This is a genomic window from Haemophilus parainfluenzae T3T1, from assembly GCF_000210895.1.
In the GTDB taxonomy this organism is placed as follows: Bacteria; Pseudomonadota; Gammaproteobacteria; order Enterobacterales; family Pasteurellaceae; genus Haemophilus_D; species Haemophilus_D parainfluenzae_A.
In genome coordinates, this window is record NC_015964.1 from 1,150,130 (window position 1) to 1,170,787 (window position 20,658).

A 20,658-nucleotide genomic window follows, 5' to 3' on the forward strand; every position below is an offset into this window, starting at 1 on the left:
ATTTTCCCTTACTGTAATTCGACAGCATAGTCTTTCAATTCAAGTGCTTTTGGAATCAAGCCTTTCTGATGCATAAATTCCGCCATTTGTTGATAACGTTTGGTATCTAATTGGTGAGGTTTGGTTGCTAATAAAGGCAGAGTATCTTTCCATGCTAATTGATTTAATTCCGTATTAAGTTCTTTTGGTTTATAGCTCACAAATGCTTGCCATGCGTCATTTGGATTGTTTTGTAGGTAGGTTGTAGCTTGTTCAAGTGCGGTCAAAAAATCAGAAATTTTTTTAGAAGCAAGACTGTTTTTGTTAGCCACTAAAATCAATTCATCATAAGCCGGCACACCATATTGTTCTGGGAAAAATGCTAGGCCTTCTTGTTTTTCTAAATGGATTTGATTGAGTTCAAAATTGCGGAAAGCCCCGATGACCGCATCAACTTGTCCCGTTAAAAGAGAAGGGGAAAGTGACCAATTCACGTTTACTAATTTTACGTCTTGGTTGCTGAGTCCAATAGAACGGAGCATTGTGTCGAGCAACACATCTTCAAAGCCACTGACTGAATAGCCTACCTTTTTCCCTTTCAGATCGGCAAGCGTTTTGATATTGCTATTTTTGAGCACTACTACGCTATTTAATGGGCTGGAAATCAGAGAGCCTACACGCACTAAAGGCAATCCTTCTGCGACTTGTTGATAAAGTTGAGGTTGATAATTAATAGCTAAGTCCACTTTTCCTGCAGCAACCAATTTAGGCGGTAATGATGGATCGGCTGGTTCGATAATCTCGACCTCTAAGTTATTTTTTTCAAAAAAGCCTTTTTGTTGTGCCACGATGATTGCTGCGTGGTCAGGATTCACATACCAATCAAGCATTAAGCTGATTTTCTCTTTTGCCAAGCTGGAAAAGCTAGTGGTGAGTCCAATTACAAGGCTGAAATAACGGATGATTTTCTTCATTTTTGTCTCCTTTTGTCATGAAATGTTAAACGTGCCAAATAAAACGACGTAGTAGCCAATCGATGCTGAAATATAAACAAAGTGAAATTGCCACTAATATCAGCAACGCGGCAAACATTAAATCCACCTGCATACGAGCGTTGGCGTGGATCATTAAATAGCCAAGCCCTTCAGATGAACCCACCCATTCTCCGATTACAGCGCCAATTGGTGCGACTGAAACAGCAATGCGAAAGCCTGATGCAAATGCGGGTAAAGCGGCTGGTAAACGTACTTTAAGTAATAAACGCCAAGGGGATGGCTTGAATGTTTTGGCGAGATCAATCCAAGCTTTAGGCGTATTGCGTAAGCCATCGTAACAAGCTGCCGTTACAGGGAAATAGATAATCAGAATAGCCATAACAATTTTTGATGGCATTCCATAACCTAGCCAAAGTACGAGTATCGGAGCGATAGCAAAAACAGGAATTGCTTGAGAAATCACTAAAACTGGTAACAGTAAGGATGATATTTTAGGCGAAAAAGAGAGTAATAGGGCTGATGACAATCCAAAAAGAAAACCCAGTAGCAGCCCTAAGCCAATTTCAATTAAGGTGATTAGTGTATGTTGCCAAAGTAGTTCTGAATGAGAAGTTAATTGCAGCCATACAGCTTGCGGAGAAGGAAATATGTAATGGGGAAAATCACCGAATACACCAATAAGTTGCCAAAGACAAAGCAATATAATTCCAACAAAGAGCGGTTTAAGAAGGCTAAGTTTCATCTTTTTCCCTCTAATAACTCGTTCAATAATTGCTGTTGGAGCATCCACAAATTGTTTTGGTTTAGATCTCGTGGTGCTTTACCTTCAGGTTTTATGACATCAGATAATGCTGGTTGATTAGGCTGCGGTGAGCGTAATACAAAAATACGCTGGCTTAAGCGTAATGCTTCTTGAGGATCATGTGTAACCAATAACACTGATTTATCTTTTAATAGTTCATGGGCCAAGTTTTGTAATTGGTAACGACTAATCGCGTCAAGGGCAGAGAAAGGTTCATCAAGTAAAACTAAATCAGCGTTTTGCATTAATACTCGAGCGAGAGCCACTCTTTGTTTCTGTCCTCCAGATAATTGAGCACAGCTTTTATGAATATGTTCTGACATGCCAACTTGTTCAAGTAGTGCTTTTGCTTGAAGAGTTGTTTTTGCAGATTTATTCCCGAATAGTACGTTTTCTAATTGGACGTTATCAATAATTGAAAGCCAGGGATAAAGAGTATCTTTTTGTGGTAGCCATGCCACTCGAATATTAGGATGAAAGATGATATTACCTTGAATCTTCCCTTGTATTTCAAGCCCTGCAATTAATCTTAAAAGCGTTGATTTACCTACACCAGAACAGCCAAGTAAACTTACCCACTCATTAGGCAAAAGCGTTAAGTCAAGGTGTTTAAATAGTACCTGCTTACCAAAAGCAAGACTAAGATCCTGAATATGCACCATAGTATTAACCTTACTGATTAATAACTAAAGGCTTTGAGAAAAAAAGGATTGAAAATAGATATGAAGAATGAAAAGTATTTTGGCATATTAGTTTCCTACGTCAGTGCTAACTGTTTCAGGTTCACGGGTATTATCTCAGCCACTTTGTGGCACCCCGACTAAAGTTGAAAACGATTGTATATCTCAATGTAGAATAAAACAAGAATAAATTTCATTTTATGAGAGATGTTCTCTTGTTTAGCGCTGATAACGCATACTTAATATGCTTGAATATAAAAAAGATATAGACCGGATCAAACTTAAGTTTGATCTTTTTGGCTTGGAATGAGAAGAGCAATATAAGAATAAAATAATTATATTTTCGTAGAAATACTTTCAGTATAAGAAATAACTAATAAAATAAGTTTTTAAAAATTAAAGTGAAAAATGAGATTGGATTTGGATTTGAAATTAAAATGGTGCCCGAAGCCAGACTTGAACTGGCACGCCTCGAAAGGCGAGGGATTTTAAATCCCTTGTGTACATCATTTAAGTTTGAAAACTATTTGTTTAGACCAATTCCGTGTACCTAGCCAATACACCATGATCTACCCACTAACGCTCTGTGGATAGGTTAGATCTTACACAAAAATACTAGTTTGTAAAGCCTGAATGTACTAATTTTAAAAATATTTTTATAAGGATGAATAAGCTGAGAATGAGCGATTTAAATTTATTTTGCAAGGAACCCCTTTAGATGCTCCTTGCATACCTATCTAAAGTAATTCTGTATATTCTCTTATTGAATCAATATTATCTTCAATATAACTCAATGTAACTTTGACATCTTTATGTCCTAGTAATTGTTTGGCTATATATAGGTTTTCAGGTTTTTTCATTAGATTTGTTGCTGCTGTATGCCTAAATCTGTGAGGGGAGCTAATAATTCCTGTATATTTTGAAATAACTTTGAAGATATAGCTCACCTGGTCATTGGTCATTTTCTCTCCCTTTCGTTTAACAGCATTTGAAAATAAATTAATGTTAAATAGTTGAGATTCTACAGGCTGATTCAATTTACTTAGTTCAGTTAATAATTTCTTTAGATAAGGATAAAGTGTAGTTGATATAGGAAGTATATGATACTCGTGATTTTTATTTATCTCAGATGGAATATGAATAACTTGATTCAGCAAATCTACATCTTTAATTCTTAATTTATTTAACTGAGAGCGTCGAATTGCCGTATAGCGGAAAGTCATAATTATGGTTTTAGTAAACCATAATGGGCGAAGAATAGAAGGAAGATGCTTTGATTCAGTGATTCCAAAGCTAAGTTTTTTTAAATCTGAAGAAGTATATACTTTCCTTTTCTTCTTTCCTTCTCTAATGAACAAACTATCGAAAGGGTTCTTTGTAAATGGAAGGAGTTGTTTTTCAATTCCAAATTTGAAAATAGTCTTTAGCTGACGAATATAGCTATTCCAAGTCACTTCAATGATAGATTGTCCAACAACTCTCTTTCTCCATTGGAGTATTAATGAGTCTGATATTTCATCAGGATATTGAATACTACAATTTTTCTGTAATTGTCTAATTGCTTTTTCATAGCTTTTAATAGTATCTATACGTAAATGACGGTATAAAAAAAAATTACTAAGTAACATATCAAATGTGGTTCTATTCACTTTCATTTTCCTCAATAAGTGATAAATGCAAATTATCAATTGGAATTCTATTACCGAAAAAATAGTCAGTTTTATCAATCAAATACCCAATCAATTGAGAGGTTCTTCTTGGGCCAATAACCTTACAGCGCCAAAAATTAATACTATCGTTGTTTGATTGACGGTATTTCTTGTGTAATTTAAGTTCTTGGAAACTATATTGCAAATTTTCGATATCTTTTTTAGTAAAGTTGGTAATGCCCTTACTATTGAAAAAGAGCTGAAAGATTCCAGGTGTTACAAGGAAAAGTTTGCCTTTGACTATATGTAATTTAGCATTTGAATTATTAATAGTTAGGGTATTCCCGATAATTCCGGATTTTAGCCATTCAACAAAAATCTCTCCTGAGACAGCCTCAGTTTCCTTTGTATCATCCCCCGTTGTTATAGATGGGGTAGAGGCGATTTTATTTATTTCGCTTTCTTGAGATAGTTTTTTATCAGTAGAGTCTTGAGATTCTTCTACAGGTGAAAATAAATTCATTACCAAATCAGTCATATCCGTCTCAGTTTCAAAATTTTGAGTATTTTGAGAGGGGATATTTTCAGATAAAGCGGGTTTATTCACTGTATCAGTTATTACGGGAAGTTTTACTTCAGATTCTGTAATTATTGAGTTTTCTTCTTTAATTTCTTCACCTGAACTTAATTGTTCTTCATTTTCAATATCGACTCGACCTAAAAATATACCTGGTCTGTCATTAAGATTTTCCCAAGCTACTTCCGGTTTAATTCTGAGTAAAGAAAATGCTTTAGGTGGGCACCAGCCTGAATCAGCTTTAATTCGACAGTGCCAAATTGCCGTACCGTCATTTGTACTTTCAATAATACCTAATGATTGCATTTCACTAAATAATTTAGGATTGTCAGATGGGGCGGAGATACCTTGCTCTAGTAAATAAGCTCGTATTTGGTCTGCAGTTGGCTTGCTCATTAACCATAGAGCATCCTCTGTAAGCCAGCCATCTGAAGGGCCTTTAGGGGTGTTAATTTTAAATTTATGTTGCAGTAAATGACGTAAAGCCATAACCAGTTGCTTCGCAAATGATGTTATAGGTTTTTGAGTTAATTTTGATACATCACCACCTAAAGCAAGCGTTACACTGTTTTGGTCTGCTTTTTGTACTATTTCAGATAGTAAACCTGATTTGTCTTTATGATCAGCCATCGCATACATTAATGATGAAAAAGCTTCCGGGTATTCAGCTAACCATGCAAACGCTTCTTTTGGTATTAAATAGTTTGCAAGGAAACTTCCCATAACAGGGTGAAGATCATAATCTCGCCCTTTAATGTATTTGAATTTATAAGGTTGAGTCGGGATTCCCAACCAAGGGAACCAACGAGAACCATCTTTTAATTGTATCTCTATATCAACAATAACTTTACCAATGTCATGAACCAATGCCGCATAAATAACAGCTGCAGTCCAAGCATCACGTTGCTTAGATTGTTCTTCCGGAGCAGCATTTTGTGGCAATACATAACTTTGTCGTAATTTAGCTGAAAATGAAAGAACTTCTAGGCCATGATCAAGCATACCACCTAAATGTGAGTGATGATGTGATTCTGAGGCAGGTAATAGTTGAACCATTTCAGCGTAGCGCTCGATAGGTTTTTTATAGAGCTCATTAAACATATCTTGCGTCATTGATACTTGTTGCCAAAGTAAATTTAAGTATTTTTGGCGTAATTCAGAATTGAGTAATTCTGACGCAGTAAAGGGGGTTATCCATCCCTCATCATCCACTTTGAATGTTGATAAATTAAGATTTTTTAGAGAGGATGTGATATTAAGGGAATCTTGTTTTTTCCCTCTGATTTTATGAAAAATAGATGAAAGCATAACTCAGAACCTTTTTTGTAAAAGAATATTGATTTATGCATCGATCTCAATAAATAAATAATTCTAAATCGGAGATAAATATTAAAGCCATTTTGAAAGCCTTTTGGCCTTTTCAGGTAAGACCTTTCCCTTGGAAAGGTTACCTTTATTACATTACCCTTAATCCCGTTAGGGATTCCTTTAACCTTTTGTTTTTTTTGCTACAATAATAACAATTACAAAAAAAGAAGAAAAATATGAAGTTTGAAATTAAAGATAACCAGGTTGTTATAGCTTCTTACCCTAGCAAAGAAACAATATTAAAACATAATGGAGAAATAACTATATACTCTATAATTAGGCGTTATAAAGAACGAAGAGGGAAATGCAGACCTATCGGCGATAATTGCCCTATGTTGTATGCCATGAAAGGAGATGAAGGGTTAACAACAGATATTGAAACTATCGATGCTGTATATGAATACGCTAAAAAACTGATTGATGAATATCCATTTGAAGAACATATCGAACAACCATTTGATGTGATCATACTCATGCCATCTAAACATAGTATTGGGCGTAATTTAGCTTGTTTATTGCAGCAAAAATTTAACATAAATATTATTGATAATTTTCTCAGAAAAAAAACGCCTCAAACATTGATTGAGGATGTTATAAGTGATAACACAATTCCCTCAGATAAAAAACAGTCCTTAATTACTGCATTAAAGAGAAGCGAAGGGGTATTCTCAATAAAAGACATAGCTCCGAAGAATAGATGCTATTTACATATTTTTTGTGGTGATCATGTAAAATTACCAGCTGATGCTAAACATGTATTACTCGTTGACGATATATCTTCTTCAGGAACAACATTTGAAAGCGCAGCAGCAGTGATTAGACAATATTGCAAACAAGTTGAAATGATCTCAGCAGTTACATTATTTGCACCGATTAAATGAGTTTTAAGTAACGATTAGCTATTGTCATTAATCATAAAATTAATCATAAGAATTAATCATAAGAGTTAATCATAAGAGTTAATCATAAGAGTTAATCATAAGAGTTAAAATTAGATTGACATTTAATTAGTAAATACTTAACATTAAGCACATCTAAGAGATTAGATTGACAGGGTAAATGTCCCCTCGGTCATAAAACATAGCAGGGACCCGCAGAGTGCAACTTCGGCCAGCTTATAATGAGCAAGTAGAAGGAGTTCTAGGCAGCGGCTAGAAAAATAATGAAACAATGGGGAGCTTGGCTCCCCATCATTTTATCTATTAGGATATATCAGTTCATTATAATTTTTTAGGTAATATTGGTTAGGTAAATTAACCTTCTCTCCATTAACCTTATCGTATCCTCTATCAATTCTGCTGAGTAGTTCATTTACCAGCATGAATGATAATGTCTTTTTTATAAACCCTTTTGGAATTCCTGTTTTTTCAGTTATCTTGAGATAAGATGCCATTGAATACTTAAACTTTTTATCTCTTATTGCAGAAAAATAAATGAATAATTTTAGTGCATACAATTCAATTTGTGAACGCAACGAGAAGCTTCTACAAAATATGCCTTCTAGCTCATGAATTGGGACTTTACACCACGTTTTATCTTCATTTTGATTCACTATATATTGGTTTGTTCTTCCAATTCTCTTAATTGAAATAATATTATTGGATTCCAATACTTTTAATCCCATGCTTATAGATTGCCTACTAATACCTAGACTCTCTGAAAATTCTTTATAAGTAAAATTTGTTATCAACTCATCATTAAATTCATCTTTTTGTGCCTTACTTACGATAATTAAAAACATCATTAATGCAGCAATATTTGCTGCATTCATTTGATTTTGGTTATTAGATGAGTATCTAAATTTTTTTAGACCACCGTCAATAACCCATCTACTCGGCATTTTGGACCAATATTTCATTTTTTTTTGTACACCCATAAAAATAGACTCATACATAAGAACATAAATCCAATACCAATTGAAAGATCGGTTAATTCAGTTACAAAGGTAGATAAATGATCTAAATTGAAGTTTGATAAAACGGTCATGATTAATGATAAAAATCTCTGTATTTGCATATTGATAAACTCCCATATAAATTTTTATACGGTATATTTATCTTTATATGACCCCAATATCTAGATATAGTTTTTATAAAATTCCTACAAAAATTTAATAAAATCAAATTGTTACTTATTAAAAATTAGTCTTTATTTTAAACTAATTAGTTCATAATGGATAGATTTATTCACTATACATTTCATCCGGGCTATCATAATCGCTATATTCATTCTCTGATTCAGTTGTATCTTCGTTTAATTCTGATTCTAATGTTCTTCGGTCTTCATCACCTAAAAATTTCCAGTAGTTACAAATCAACTCCTTTTCGCCATATTTTTCCCATACTCCTGGATAAAAGTATTCTGCTTCAACGTGACAAATCCCTCCTTCGTGAGGGTCTCTTATATTAGCTATAGATTCAAGGCTTTGAGTTGCAATAATACACGTGATATAGAGTAGATGGCGTTTCATAGTTGGGTCAGTATTTTAAAAATGACCAATTCTAAACATCCTATCCAATACTAAGTAGCTTTATTTAGAAACTCTCCTGAAGATAAAAATAAATTATCAATGATGATACAGAGCTAAATCTATATTATTTGTCTAGAAACTTTGATTTTGGTTTTTAGACAGTCTAAAAACTAGAGAAGGGTAAGATTTTAGACTGGCAATATTAGGTAGTCTAAAAAGTATTAAGTTTTGAATGTATAAGGAGATGAAAGTGTAAACTAGAATTTTTATCAATAGAAAATTTGCTGAATGTGATATAAGCAACTTAGAAATTTTAGTTAAAGGTAACATCCAAAACTTGAACGTAGGAATAAATGGCAGTCAAACTATAAAAATACTCCATACCTCTATGAGTAAAGGTTCCGTAGGTCAACAAGAAATGTAAGTGGCAATGTATTTGGTTCAGTCAAAAGTATGTCTTGAAATATCCAAGTATTAGGTAATATCCAAGGTAATGCTAGTTCAATGTCGGGTTCTATTTTTATAAACTAAAACGCCCAGCAAGGAATTTTGCTAGGCGTTTTAGTCTATTTGTATGAATTTATTTGAATAAGGCTGCGTGCGTTCCTATTCTGATTAATCTAAGTTCTTTTTTGTTTTCTTTCTCCAAAATTTGATAGATAAGTACAAGATCGTTAAGTATATGACAATCTCGGTAACCGTTCATCTCACCCCTTAAGGGATGATCTAAGTAATTTTCCGGTAGAGTGAGATCTCGTTGCAGTAAATACATGACCTCAGAAAATTGTGGTGAACAAAGTTGATTTGGTGCTAATTTTTTGATGTCTTTCCTAAACTCTTTTGTCATAGCGACTTGAAGTGTCGGACGCTGATGATTGTCCAAATTGGTCTCCTTTTACTTTTTGTAAAACCTCAACAATATTCTCATTTGAGTTAGCTGAGGTGATAATTTCTAATTCTCCGCTTTCAGCTTCTTGCATCGCATTAAGTGTTGTAGCATTTGGCTGTAAGTAAGAGAGGTTTAATGGAACTGTTTTTGTATTAACAATTTCAGTTAAAAATAAATTTAATGCTTGAGATGGGGTGAAACCATAATTTTCCAGAATATTGAACGCCTCCTGTTTTAAATCCCCAGCTAATCTAAAGCTGAAAGATGATGTGTTTGTGATAGCCATGATAATCTCCTTTAAGTTACTTACAGTTGGATAACCAACTAGATATGTCTTACATTGAAAGACAGCACCTATTATATGGAAGAATGTATTTCAATGCAAGACATTTGATTGAGGGTAAAAAGATTTTTAGATGTTTATATTGTTAAGCTTAAAATACATATAAGGATAAAAAATGATTAATAACGATAATAATGATAAAAAACTAAATGTAGAATTAATGCCAGTAGTTAAAAATAATGGAGCTAAAGGTGGAGATGATTAAGCTAAAGCTGGCGGGAATTATGGTAGCGTACAGATAAAATGCAAATATACTTTCAGGCTACGAAAGGTGAAGTAAATATTGCTCCATTACCACTAGTAAGTAGCTCCTAATCTGATTTAGAAACCTTTCAGCAAGAGTTTGGGTTAATAGAATGAAACAATTTAGAGGAGAAATTTCAGGAGTCTAGGTCAGAAATAGAAAAGGGCTCGAAGTTACGAAGATAATTCTTTACTTTAGATAAAAGCGAAAATGATTGTGAAGTAAATATAGATGAAATGGATATGTTTACAGATATCCATTTAAATGATTATTTTATTTTCACGAGTCAGAAGGGTTATATAAGAATGAATGATTTCCATTTTTCTAATTAAGGTGAGTGATATGGCATTAATAGGTTTCGCCAGGGTATCAACCCAGCAGCAGGATTTAAGTGAACAGATTCAAGCATTAAAAGAATATGGCTGCAAAAAAATTTTTTCAGGGAAGCATTCCGGTAAAGCTGAGAAAAATAAAGCGCAATTAAATGAATTACTAGATTACATTCGAGAGGGGGATGTTGTTGCAGTAACTAAGCTTGATCGCTTAGGAAGGAGTCTTACTCAGTGTTTGAATACACTTGAACTATTTAAGAATAAAAATATTGGTTTTGTTGCAATACAACAAGGAATAGATACCCGAACCCAAAACAATCCTATGGGGATGGCCTTAATTCAATTGTTAGGTATTTTTGCTGAATTGGAAAGAAGTTTTATTGTCGAGCGTACTCAGGAAGGGAAGCGAACAAAACTTGCTTCAGGTCATAAAAATGCATTAGGCGGCCGTCCACCTAAAGTGACAGATAAAATACGTAAAAAGATTTATGCGGATTTTAAAGCTGGTGATTCTATTTCAACAGTAATGAAACGATATGATTTATCTAAATCAACAGTGGCGAGACTAAAAGGTATTTATAACAGAGAGAATAAGAATTAACTAATAAATTCTTTTTTATGAAGAATTTAATGTAAAATATATTGTCTAAGCAGTTAGGATTTAAATAACTAGGAGTCAATTTATGACAAATTTCATTAAACTAAAAATTGAAAAAAAAATTAAAAATGATGCAGGTGAACTTAAAGGCCTTAAGCTGATGAATCCCCTAATGATTTTGGTAAAAATCATTAAGTTAAGGTGGATACACATCTTGTCATATGATCAAATGGTTTCGCGAAAAATCAATAATCAGACAACAAGATGTGCGAACTCGATATTTTACACGACTCTCTTTACCAATTCTGCCCCGAATTACACTTAAAACGACTCAACAGCTTAACGTTGGCTTGCCACGCATTACTTGACTGTAAAACTCTCACTCTTACCGAACTTGGCCGTAACCTGCCAACCAAAGCGAGAACAAAACATAACATCAAACGAATCGACCGATTGTTAGGTAATCGTCACCTCCACAAAGAGCGACTCGCTGTATACCGTTGGCATGCTAGCTTTATCTGTTCGGGCAATACGATGCCCATTGTACTTGTTGACTGGTCTGATATCCGTGAGCAAAAACGGCTTATGGTATTGCGAGCTTCAGTCGCACTACACGGTCGTTCTGTTACTCTTTATGAGAAAGCGTTCCCGCTTTCAGAGCAATGTTCAAAGAAAGCTCATGACCAATTTCTAGCCGACCTTGCGAGCATTCTACCGAGTAACACCACACCGCTCATTGTCAGTGATGCTGGCTTTAAAGTGCCATGGTATAAATCCGTTGAGAAGCTGGGTTGGTACTGGTTAAGTCGAGTAAGAGGAAAAGTACAATATGCAGACCTAGGAGCGGAAAACTGGAAACCTATCAGCAACTTACATGATATGTCATCTAGTCACTCAAAGACTTTAGGCTATAAGAGGCTGACTAAAAGCAATCCAATCTCATGCCAAATTCTATTGTATAAATCTCGCTCTAAAGGCCGAAAAAATCAGCGCTCGACACGGACTCATTGTCACCACCCGTCACCTAAAATCTACTCAGCGTCGGCAAAGGAGCCATGGATTCTAGCAACTAACTTACCTGTTGAAATTCGAACACCCAAACAACTTGTTAATATCTATTCGAAGCGAATGCAGATTGAAGAAACCTTCCGAGACTTGAAAAGTCCTGCCTACGGACTAGGCCTACGCCATAGCCGAACGAGCAGCTCAGAGCGTTTTGATATCATGCTGCTAATCGCCCTGATGCTTCAACTAACATGTTGGCTTGCGGGCGTTCATGCTCAGAAACAAGGTTGGGACAAGCACTTCCAGGCTAACACAGTCAGAAATCGAAACGTACTCTCAACAGTTCGCTTAGGCATGGAAGTTTTGCGGCATTCTGGCTACACAATAACAAGGGAAGACTCACTCGTGGCTGCAACCCTGCTTACTCAAAATCTATTCACACATGGTTACGTTTTGGGGAAATTATGAGGGGATCTCTCAGTGCTCAGCATGTTTGAGTGCTTTACTCGCCGCGGGTTGAGAAATATGTAAAACTTCAGCCGCACGCGTTAAGGAACCACAAGTCATTACAGCATAAAAGATATCGAGATGTCTTAATTTCATTCCATGTAGCCTACTGATTATTTATTTCTACGGACTATTCTAACGAATAAAGTATAAATAATCAGATATACTCGTCATAATTCAAATTTTGGTTTAGTTGTCACGAGAATTAATTCGTAAACGTGCAAGCTAAATAGATTGACTAGGGGAATATACGGGGTAAGAAAGCGGCTCGGCATACTGCCCTATAATAAATTGTTAGGAGAAGTACGCCGAGTAGTGTGTAGCTATTAGGTAAAGTATGTACCAATTTCAATAAATATTTTAATTAAGATACTGTTTGAAATATCAACAATAAAGGCACCGACCATAGGAACGACAAGGAAAGCTTTATGTGATGGTCCAAATGCTTTTGTGACTGTTTGCATATTCGCAATTGCTGTTGGTGTTGCTCCCATACCAAAGCCACAGTGACCCGCGCTGATCACGACAGCATCATAATCTTTGCCCATCATTTTGAAGGTGACAAAGCAGGCAAATAGCACCATGACAACAGTTTGTACAGCAATGATAATTAATACTGGCCCTGCCATGCTTGCCAATTGACCAAATTTTAATGACATTAACGCCATTGCCAAGAAAAGCGATAAAGCAACGCTACCTAATACATCGACGGTCGGCTCAAACACTTCGTGTTTAAATACATGAGTCAGTGTATTACGGATAATAATACCGACAAATAAACACCAGACAAAAGTAGGCAGTTGCAGAAAAGTATCTTTAAACAATGCACTGATATAGCCACCAACAACAATACAGATAATCAGCATTGAAATGGTTTCAATAACGTTATTTGCATTGATTTTTCTTTTGACGCTTGGTTGCTCAAAAGCTTCAACGATAGTGTCGCGCTCTTGCTCGGTTGTTTTAGGAATAGAGACCTTTTTCAAAAGATGACGGGCAACAGGGCCGCCAACTAAACCACCCAACACTAATCCAAGTGTTGCACAAGCCATCGCTAATTCAACGGCGCCTGTTACACCATATTTATCAGCGAGAATAGGGCCCCATGCTCCGGCATTACCATGACCACCTGTTAGAGTAATTGAACCTGCAATTAAGCCAATAAATGGACTTTCATTCATCATGACAGCCATACTCATGCCGACAGTATTTTGAATGGCGATTAGGATCGTTACTGCAATAGTTAATAGAACTAACGGCTTTCCTCCTTTAATCAGTCGAGAAAAGTCAGAACTTAGCCCGATAGAGGAAAAGAATGTGAGCATTAATAAACTTTGCAATGAAGCATCAAAAGTAAACGAATAACCTGATGTTTTATCAATAATTAACAGAACAATTGCAACAATAAAGCCACCAACGACGGCTTCTGGTATGTGGTTTTTTTGTAGGAACGGGGTAAATTTTACGACAAACATTCCTATGAGTAGCGCGATACATGCGACTAATAATGTATAACTGGCATCTAGGATCATTTTTTTACCTCTATTAGTTTACCAGAATTTTCACTATAACAATTTAACAATAGTGAAAAATGAAGTTACTTTGGTTAACTAATCTTTAACAATGAGTTTTATTAGGGTATCCATAACTTTTAGTTAATAGGGTCATAATTTTAGTGTGATCTTAATCATGAAATATTAAAAAGATTAAAATAACAACAATGGTATTTAATGATGGGTAAACCTAAATACCATGCGGGATCCGCACTATTTTCGGTGATAGCAAAAAATAAAAAAGTATAAATAATAAACAAAATTATAAGAGAAGGAGAACATGATAAGCGCAGGCCGAGCAATTTAAAGAAGTGTGATATACAACATAAAACAGCAGCATGACCTTTCTATATTTCGTTGCTTATCGAAGTGTTAATTTTCGGGTGGATTACTCTGTTTGTTGATTAATAACGGAGAAAAATATGATTGCTGTAATATTTGAGGTGCAAATACAACCCGACCAACAAACTCGCTATTTGACTTTAGCTGAGGAGTTAAGACCACTATTAAGTCATGTAGCTGGTTTTATTTCAATTGAACGTTTTCAAAGTCTAGCTACAGAAGGAAAAATGTTATCGCTATCTTGGTGGGAAAACGAATACGCAGTTCTGCAATGGAAAAATCATGTTTTACATGCGAAAGCTCAACAAGAAGGGCGAGAGTCAATATTTGATTTTTACAAAATTAGTATTGCTCATATTACTCGCGAATATTCATTTAAAAAGGACAAGGATAATGTTTGATGTTCACGTTGTTTTAGATAATCAAATAGGACAATTAGCATTACTAGGAAAAACATTAGGTAATAAAGGTATTGGATTGGAAGGGGGAGGGATATTTACGGTTGGTGATGAATGCCATGCTCATTTTCTTGTTGAACAAGGAAAGGAAGCTAAAATAGCGCTAGAGCAAGCTGGACTGTTAGTACTTGCGATCCGGACACCATTAATTCGTAAGTTAAAACAGGAAAAACCGGGGGAACTTGGCGAAATAGCACGAGTATTGGCGGAGAATAACATTAATATTTTAGTGCAATACAGTGACCATGCTAACCAACTGATATTAATAACGGACAATGATAGTATGGCTGCATCTGTTACGCTCCCTTGGGCAATAAAGTGAACTTGCGATGGCTAATTTAATACGAAAAGAGGTTACCTTTGAGTCCTCAATAGCCGCGATAGGGGCGGCTATGTCTGACATTTCACGAGTTAAAATACTCAGTGCTTTGATGGATGGGCGAGCTTGGACGGCCACTGAGCTAAGTTCTGTGGCGAATATATCAGCTTCAACGGCGAGCAGTCATTTATCTAAATTATTAGATTGCCAGCTAATCACAGTAGTAGCTCAAGGCAAGCATCGTTATTTTCGGCTAGCAGGAAAAGATATTGCTGAATTGATGGAAAGTATGATGGGGATCTCCTTAAACCATGGCGTACATGCCAAAGTTTCCACGCCAGTGCATTTACGAAAAGCACGTACTTGCTATGATCATTTAGCTGGCGAAGTTGCCGTTAAGATCTATGATTCCCTTTGTCAACAGCAATGGATCACTGAAAATGGTTCAATGATCACATTAAGTGGTATTCAATATTTTCATGAAATGGGAATTGACGTTCCTTCCAAACATTCACGTAAAATCTGTTGTGCGTGTTTAGATTGGAGTGAACGCCGTTTCCATTTAGGTGGGTACGTTGGAGCCGCATTATTTTCGCTTTATGAATCTAAAGGGTGGTTAACTCGACATCTTGGTTACCGTGAAGTTACCATCACGGAAAAAGGTTATGCTGCTTTTAAGACCCACTTTCACATTTAAGTTGTTTTTCTAATCCGCATATGATCAATTCAAGGCCGAATAAGAAGGCTGGCTCTGCACCTTGGTGATCAAATAATTCGATAGCTTGTCGTAATAATGGCGGCATACTATCAGTAGTAGGTGTTTCCCTTTCTTCTTTAGCGACTTGATGCTCTTGATCTTCCAATACGCAACCTAAAGTAAAATGCCCCACAGCGCTGAGTGCATATAATGCATTCTCTAGTGAAAAACCTTGTTGGCATAAAAAGGCTAATTGATTTTCGAGAGTTTCATACTGTTTTTCTGTAGGCCGTGTACCTAAATGTACTTTTGCTCCATCGCGATGACTTAGTAAAGCACATCTAAAACTTTTAGCGTTATTACGTAAAAAATCTTGCCAGCTTTCCCCTTCTAAAGGGCAAAAGTGAGTATGGTGCCTATCTAACATCTCAATGGCTAAGGCGTCGAGCAAAGCCCGCTTATTTTTTACATGCCAATACAATGTAGGCTGCTCTACACCTAGCTTCTGGGCGAGTTTACGGGTTGTTAAACCTTCGATTCCGACCTCATTAAGCAGCTCTAATGCGCTGTTAATCACTTTACTTTTATCTAATCTAGACATCATTAATTCCTAATTTTTGTTGACACTCTATCATTGATAGAGTTATTCTACCACTCCCTATCAGTGATAGAGAAAAGTGAAATGAATAGTTCGACAAAGATCGCATTGGTAATTACGTTACTCGATGCCATGGGGATTGGCCTTATCATGCCAGTCTTGCCAACGTTATTACGTGAATTTATTGCTTCGGAAGATATCGCTAACCACTTTGGCGTATTGCTTGCACTTTATGCGTTAATGCAGGTTATCTTTGCTCCTTGGCTTGGAAAAATGTCTGACCGATTTGGTCGGCGCCCAGTGCTGTTGTTGTCATTAATAGGCGCATCGCTGGATTACTTATTGCTGGCTTTTTCAAGTGCGCTTTGGATGCTGTATTTAGGCCGTTTGCTTTCAGGGATCACAGGAGCTACTGGGGCTGTCGCGGCATCGGTCATTGCCGATACCACCTCAGCTTCTCAACGCGTGAAGTGGTTCGGTTGGTTAGGGGCAAGTTTTGGGCTTGGTTTAATAGCGGGGCCTATTATTGGTGGTTTTGCAGGAGAGATTTCACCGCATAGTCCCTTTTTTATCGCTGCGTTGCTAAATATTGTCGCTTTCCTTGTGGTTATGTTTTGGTTCCGTGAAACCAAAAATACACGTGATAATACAGATACCGAAGTAGGGGTTGAGACGCAATCGAATTCGGTATACATCACTTTATTTAAAACGATGCCCATTTTGTTGATTATTTATTTTTCAGCGCAATTGATAGGCCAAATTCCCGCAACGGTGTGGGTGCTATTTACCGAAAATCGTTTTGGATGGAATAGCATGATGGTTGGCTTTTCATTAGCGGGTCTTGGTCTTTTACACTCAGTATTCCAAGCCTTTGTGGCAGGAAGAATAGCCACTAAATGGGGCGAAAAAACGGCAGTACTGCTCGGATTTATTGCAGATAGTAGTGCATTTGCCTTTTTAGCGTTTATATCTGAAGGTTGGTTAGTTTTCCCTGTTTTAATTTTATTGGCTGGTGGTGGGATCGCTTTACCTGCATTACAGGGAGTGATGTCTATCCAAACAAAGAGTCATCAGCAAGGTGCTTTACAGGGATTATTGGTGAGCCTTACCAATGCAACCGGTGTTATTGGCCCATTACTGTTTGCTGTTATTTATAATCATTCACTACCAATTTGGGATGGCTGGATTTGGATTATTGGTTTAGCGTTTTACTGTATTATTATCCTGCTATCGATGACCTTCATGTTAACCCCTCAAGCTCAGGGGAGTAAACAGGAGACAAGTGCTTAGTTATTTCGTCACCAAATGATGTTATTCCGCGAAATATAATGACCCTCTTGATAACCCAAGAGGGCATTTTTTACGATAAAGAAGATTTAGCTTCAAATAAAACCTATCTATTTTATTTATCTTTCAAGCTCAATAAAAAGCCGCGGTAAATAGCAATAAATTGGCCTTTTTTATCGGCAAGCTCTTTTAGGTTTTTCGCATGTATTGCGATATGCATAAACCAGCCATTGAGTAAGTTTTTAAGCACATCATCATCATAAGCTTTAAGTTGGTTCTCTTGGATCAATTTGCTGACAATGGCGTTTACCTTACCAGTAATGTATTCAAGGCTAATTTTTTCAAGTTCATTCCAACCAATGATAGGCATCACTTCTTGGATAGGGATAAGGTTTTTATTATTATCAATAATATAATCAAGATAATGTTCAAATATACTTTCTAAGGCAGACCAACCATTTGTTAAATCAGTTTTTGTTGTGATGTAGGCATCAATCATAATTAATTGCTGCTTATAACAGGCACTGAGTAATTGTTTTTTATTTTTAAAGTGATGATAAAAGGCACCTTTGGTCACCAACGCTTTTCCCGAGATCTCATCTATTGAAACAGCTTGATAGCCTTTTTCAACAAACAATATTCGTGCTGAGTTAACCAGTGATTGATAGGTACTCTTAAAATTTTCTTGTTGATGATTTTTATTTTCCATGATAGATTTAAAATAACATACCGTCAGTATGTTTATGGTATCATGATGATGTGGTCGTGACAATCTTAAGAACATTTAGGTTATTTTATGTATATTGAACAGCATTCTCGCTATCAAAATAAAGCTAATAACATCCAATTAAGATATGATGATAAGCAGTTTCATACAACGGTTATCAAAGATGTTCTATTATGGATTGAACATAATTTAGATCAGTCTTTACTGCTTGATGATGTGGCGAATAAAGCGGGTTATACCAAGTGGTATTTTCAGCGGCTGTTCAAAAAAGTAACAGGGGTCACACTGGCTAGCTATATTCGTGCTCGTCGTTTGACGAAAGCGGCTGTTGAGTTGAGGTTGACGAAAAAAACTATCCTTGAGATCGCATTAAAATATCAATTTGATTCCCAACAATCTTTTACACGTCGATTTAAGTACATTTTTAAGGTTACACCAAGTTATTATCGGCGTAATAAATTATGGGAATTGGAGGCAATGCACTGAGAGATCCCCTCATAATTTCCCCAAAGCGTAACCATGTGTGAATAAATTTTGAGCTAGTAGGGTTGCAGCCACGAGTAAGTCTTCCCTTGTTATTGTGTAGCCAGAATGCCGCAAAACTTCCATGCCTAAGCGAACTGTTGAGAGTACGTTTCGATTTCTGACTGTGTTAGCCTGGAAGTGCTTGTCCCAACCTTGTTTCTGAGCATGAACGCCCGCAAGCCAACATGTTAGTTGAAGCATCAGGGCGATTAGCAGCATGATATCAAAACGCTCTGAGCTGCTCGTTCGGCTATGGCGTAGGCCTAGTCCGTAGGCAGGACTTTTCAAGTCTCGGAAGGTTTCTTCAATCTGCATTCGCTTCGAATAGATATTAACAAGTTGTTTGGGTGTTCGAATTTCAACAGGTAAGTTAGTTGCTAGAATCCATGGCTCCTTTGCCGACGCTGAGTAGATTTTAGGTGACGGGTGGTGACAATGAGTCCGTGTCGAGCGCTGATTTTTTCGGCCTTTAGAGCGAGATTTATACAATAGAATTTGGCATGAGATTGGATTGCTTTTAGTCAGCCTCTTATAGCCTAAAGTCTTTGAGTGACTAGATGACATATCATGTAAGTTGCTGATAGGTTTCCAGTTTTCCGCTCCTAGGTCTGCATATTGTACTTTTCCTCTTACTCGACTTAACCAGTACCAACCCAGCTTCTCAACGGATTTATACCATGGCACTTTAAAGCCAGCATCACTGACAATGAGCGGTGTGGTGTTACTCGGTAGAATGCTCGCAAGGTCGGCTAGAAATTGGTCATGAGCTTTCTTTGAACATTGCTCTGAAAGCGGGAACGCTTTCTCATAAAGAGTAACAGAACGACCGTGTAGTGCGACTGAAGCTCGCAATACCATAAGCCGTTTTTGCTCACGGATATCAGACCAGTCAACAAGTACAATGGGCATCGTATTGCCCGAACAGATAAAGCTAGCATGCCAACGGTATACAGCGAGTCGCTCTTTGTGGAGGTGACGATTACCTAACAATCGGTCGATTCGTTTGATGTTATGTTTTGTTCTCGCTTTGGTTGGCAGGTTACGGCCAAGTTCGGTAAGAGTGAGAGTTTTACAGTCAAGTAATGCGTGGCAAGCCAACGTTAAGCTGTTGAGTCGTTTTAAGTGTAATTCGGGGCAGAATTGGTAAAGAGAGTCGTGTAAAATATCGAGTTCGCACATCTTGTTGTCTGATTATTGATTTTTCGCGAAACCATTTGATCATATGACAAGATGTGTATCTACCTTAACTTAATGATTTTGATAAAAATCATTAGGGGATTCATCAGGGCCTTAAGTGGGAAGAGGTTTATGTCAATGCAGATAATATATCCCATTTCAAAAAGGTCGAAAATACGTTATGCCCAAATAATAATGTAAAAGAAATACGTTTCGCGAGTCCGAAATATAAAGATTCTACTTATTATAGTCGGTTAGAAAAGTATCTATTAAAATCAAAGACACAAGATGCATTTCTAAAAGATGAATTTAGTGACTTTATTCAAAAGTATGGAAGGGCTGATGTTAGTGCTATTTTTGCTGGGGATATTATGTTTTCTGAGGCTATTGAGGTTTACTTTAAAGCGGGGGTTCATCCATTAGATAGTTCTGATAAAGAGCCTGTTATTTCATGTTGTGGTTTAGAAGAGCTTAGGATATTGGTCCCAAAGTAGAGCAAAGCAAAGTAGAGCTTAAATCTGTATAAATAAAAAAATGC

General features: G+C 36.4%; 22 protein-coding genes and 1 riboswitch. Of the genes, 8 read left to right on the top strand and 14 right to left on the bottom strand.

Features of this window, described 5'->3' with window-relative positions; genetic code table 11:
- Positions 1 to 8: 8 nt before the first annotated feature.
- The 5 genes from PARA_RS05810 to mobH all read right to left on the bottom strand — a co-directional run bounded on the left by PARA_RS05810 (position 9) and on the right by mobH (position 5,990).
- Positions 9 to 953, bottom strand: a complete 945-nt coding sequence (locus tag PARA_RS05810) for an ABC transporter substrate-binding protein (protein WP_014064958.1) — start codon at positions 951 to 953, stop codon at positions 9 to 11.
- 25 nt (positions 954 to 978) lie between these two features.
- On the bottom strand, positions 979 to 1,716 hold the full coding sequence (locus PARA_RS05815; protein WP_014064959.1) for an ABC transporter permease: 738 nt from the start codon (positions 1,714 to 1,716) through the stop codon (positions 979 to 981).
- Entirely contained in the window at positions 1,713 to 2,438 is a 726-nt protein-coding gene (locus PARA_RS05820; RefSeq protein WP_014064960.1) for an ABC transporter ATP-binding protein, read from the bottom strand. Before PARA_RS05820 ends, PARA_RS05815 begins: the two co-directional genes overlap by 4 nt.
- A 75-nt stretch (positions 2,439 to 2,513) precedes the next feature.
- Positions 2,514 to 2,605, bottom strand: a riboswitch (TPP riboswitch).
- A gap of 588 nt (positions 2,606 to 3,193) precedes the next feature.
- Complete coding sequence (locus tag PARA_RS05825) at positions 3,194 to 4,036, bottom strand: tyrosine-type recombinase/integrase (RefSeq protein ID WP_014064961.1); 843 nt, start codon at positions 4,034 to 4,036, stop codon at positions 3,194 to 3,196.
- A 61-nt stretch (positions 4,037 to 4,097) separates the two neighbouring features.
- On the bottom strand, positions 4,098 to 5,990 hold the full coding sequence (gene mobH / locus PARA_RS05830; RefSeq protein WP_014064962.1) for a MobH family relaxase: 1,893 nt from the start codon (positions 5,988 to 5,990) through the stop codon (positions 4,098 to 4,100).
- Positions 5,991 to 6,226: 236 nt separating this feature from the next.
- Between mobH and PARA_RS05835 the strand changes: the two genes are divergently transcribed.
- Entirely contained in the window at positions 6,227 to 6,931 is a 705-nt protein-coding gene (locus tag PARA_RS05835) for a phosphoribosyltransferase (RefSeq protein WP_014064963.1), read from the top strand.
- Between the two features lie 314 nt (positions 6,932 to 7,245).
- Here the strand turns inward: PARA_RS05835 and PARA_RS05840 are convergent, their stop codons facing one another.
- From PARA_RS05840 to PARA_RS05855, 4 genes are all read right to left on the bottom strand, one after another.
- Positions 7,246 to 7,926: an ArsR family transcriptional regulator gene (locus tag PARA_RS05840; protein WP_231844647.1), complete on the bottom strand. Its 681-nt coding sequence runs from the start codon at positions 7,924 to 7,926 to the stop codon at positions 7,246 to 7,248.
- A 306-nt stretch (positions 7,927 to 8,232) separates the two neighbouring features.
- Entirely contained in the window at positions 8,233 to 8,520 is a 288-nt protein-coding gene (locus PARA_RS05845) for a hypothetical protein (RefSeq protein WP_041918233.1), read from the bottom strand.
- 580 nt (positions 8,521 to 9,100) lie between these two features.
- Positions 9,101 to 9,367, bottom strand: coding sequence for a type II toxin-antitoxin system YafQ family toxin (locus tag PARA_RS05850; protein ID WP_014064966.1), 267 nt, complete (start codon positions 9,365 to 9,367; stop codon positions 9,101 to 9,103).
- Positions 9,351 to 9,695: a type II toxin-antitoxin system RelB/DinJ family antitoxin gene (locus tag PARA_RS05855; RefSeq protein WP_014064967.1), complete on the bottom strand. Its 345-nt coding sequence runs from the start codon at positions 9,693 to 9,695 to the stop codon at positions 9,351 to 9,353. The genes PARA_RS05850 and PARA_RS05855 overlap by 17 nt, the downstream gene beginning before the upstream one ends.
- Positions 9,696 to 10,338: 643 nt before the next feature.
- Here PARA_RS05855 and PARA_RS05860 point away from each other — a divergent pair.
- Both PARA_RS05860 and PARA_RS05865 read left to right on the top strand, forming a co-directional pair.
- Entirely contained in the window at positions 10,339 to 10,929 is a 591-nt protein-coding gene (locus PARA_RS05860) for a recombinase family protein (protein WP_014064968.1), read from the top strand.
- A gap of 261 nt (positions 10,930 to 11,190) precedes the next feature.
- Entirely contained in the window at positions 11,191 to 12,399 is a 1,209-nt protein-coding gene (locus PARA_RS05865; protein ID WP_001352368.1) for an IS4-like element ISVsa5 family transposase, read from the top strand.
- Between the two features lie 9 nt (positions 12,400 to 12,408).
- Here the strand turns inward: PARA_RS05865 and PARA_RS05870 are convergent, their stop codons facing one another.
- Together PARA_RS05870 and gltS are read right to left on the bottom strand one after the other, a co-directional pair.
- Entirely contained in the window at positions 12,409 to 12,534 is a 126-nt protein-coding gene (locus tag PARA_RS05870) for a LysR family transcriptional regulator (protein ID WP_001303004.1), read from the bottom strand.
- Between the two features lie 230 nt (positions 12,535 to 12,764).
- Positions 12,765 to 13,970 carry a sodium/glutamate symporter gene (gltS, locus tag PARA_RS05875; RefSeq protein WP_000599533.1) on the bottom strand — a complete coding sequence of 402 codons (1,206 nt, stop codon included), beginning with the start codon at positions 13,968 to 13,970 and terminating at the stop codon, positions 12,765 to 12,767.
- 443 nt (positions 13,971 to 14,413) lie between these two features.
- On the opposite strand from gltS, the gene PARA_RS05880 reads away from it, so the two are divergent.
- The 3 genes from PARA_RS05880 to PARA_RS05890 are packed head-to-tail and all read left to right on the top strand — an operon-like array spanning position 14,414 to position 15,807.
- A complete protein-coding gene (locus tag PARA_RS05880; RefSeq protein WP_000562370.1) occupies positions 14,414 to 14,734 on the top strand; it encodes an antibiotic biosynthesis monooxygenase family protein in 321 nt (106 codons plus the stop codon).
- On the top strand, positions 14,727 to 15,113 hold the full coding sequence (locus PARA_RS05885; protein WP_000460651.1) for a hypothetical protein: 387 nt from the start codon (positions 14,727 to 14,729) through the stop codon (positions 15,111 to 15,113). The genes PARA_RS05880 and PARA_RS05885 overlap by 8 nt, the downstream gene beginning before the upstream one ends.
- A 7-nt stretch (positions 15,114 to 15,120) precedes the next feature.
- On the top strand, positions 15,121 to 15,807 hold the full coding sequence (locus PARA_RS05890; protein ID WP_001284954.1) for an ArsR/SmtB family transcription factor: 687 nt from the start codon (positions 15,121 to 15,123) through the stop codon (positions 15,805 to 15,807).
- On the opposite strand, the gene tetR(B) is transcribed toward PARA_RS05890, so the two are convergent.
- Positions 15,785 to 16,408, bottom strand: coding sequence for a tetracycline resistance transcriptional repressor TetR(B) (tetR(B), locus tag PARA_RS05895; RefSeq protein WP_000088605.1), 624 nt, complete (start codon positions 16,406 to 16,408; stop codon positions 15,785 to 15,787). The two genes, PARA_RS05890 and tetR(B), sit on opposite strands and share 23 nt — an antisense overlap.
- Before the next feature lie 81 nt (positions 16,409 to 16,489).
- Here tetR(B) and tet(B) point away from each other — a divergent pair, with 81 nt between their 5' ends.
- Entirely contained in the window at positions 16,490 to 17,695 is a 1,206-nt protein-coding gene (gene tet(B), locus PARA_RS05900; protein WP_001089068.1) for a tetracycline efflux MFS transporter Tet(B), read from the top strand.
- Positions 17,696 to 17,807: 112 nt separating this feature from the next.
- On the opposite strand, the gene tetC is transcribed toward tet(B), so the two are convergent.
- Positions 17,808 to 18,401, bottom strand: a complete 594-nt coding sequence (gene tetC, locus PARA_RS05905; RefSeq protein ID WP_000428546.1) for a tetracyline resistance-associated transcriptional repressor TetC — start codon at positions 18,399 to 18,401, stop codon at positions 17,808 to 17,810.
- Between the two features lie 87 nt (positions 18,402 to 18,488).
- Between tetC and PARA_RS05910 the strand changes: the two genes are divergently transcribed.
- Positions 18,489 to 18,905: a helix-turn-helix domain-containing protein gene (locus tag PARA_RS05910; protein WP_000275180.1), complete on the top strand. Its 417-nt coding sequence runs from the start codon at positions 18,489 to 18,491 to the stop codon at positions 18,903 to 18,905.
- A 9-nt stretch (positions 18,906 to 18,914) separates the two neighbouring features.
- Here the strand turns inward: PARA_RS05910 and PARA_RS05915 are convergent, their stop codons facing one another.
- The gene (locus tag PARA_RS05915; protein WP_006250222.1) at positions 18,915 to 20,123 is read right to left on the bottom strand and encodes an IS4-like element ISVsa5 family transposase; all 1,209 of its coding nucleotides are present in this window, start codon (positions 20,121 to 20,123) and stop codon (positions 18,915 to 18,917) included.
- Between the last annotated feature and the right edge of the window lie 535 nt (positions 20,124 to 20,658).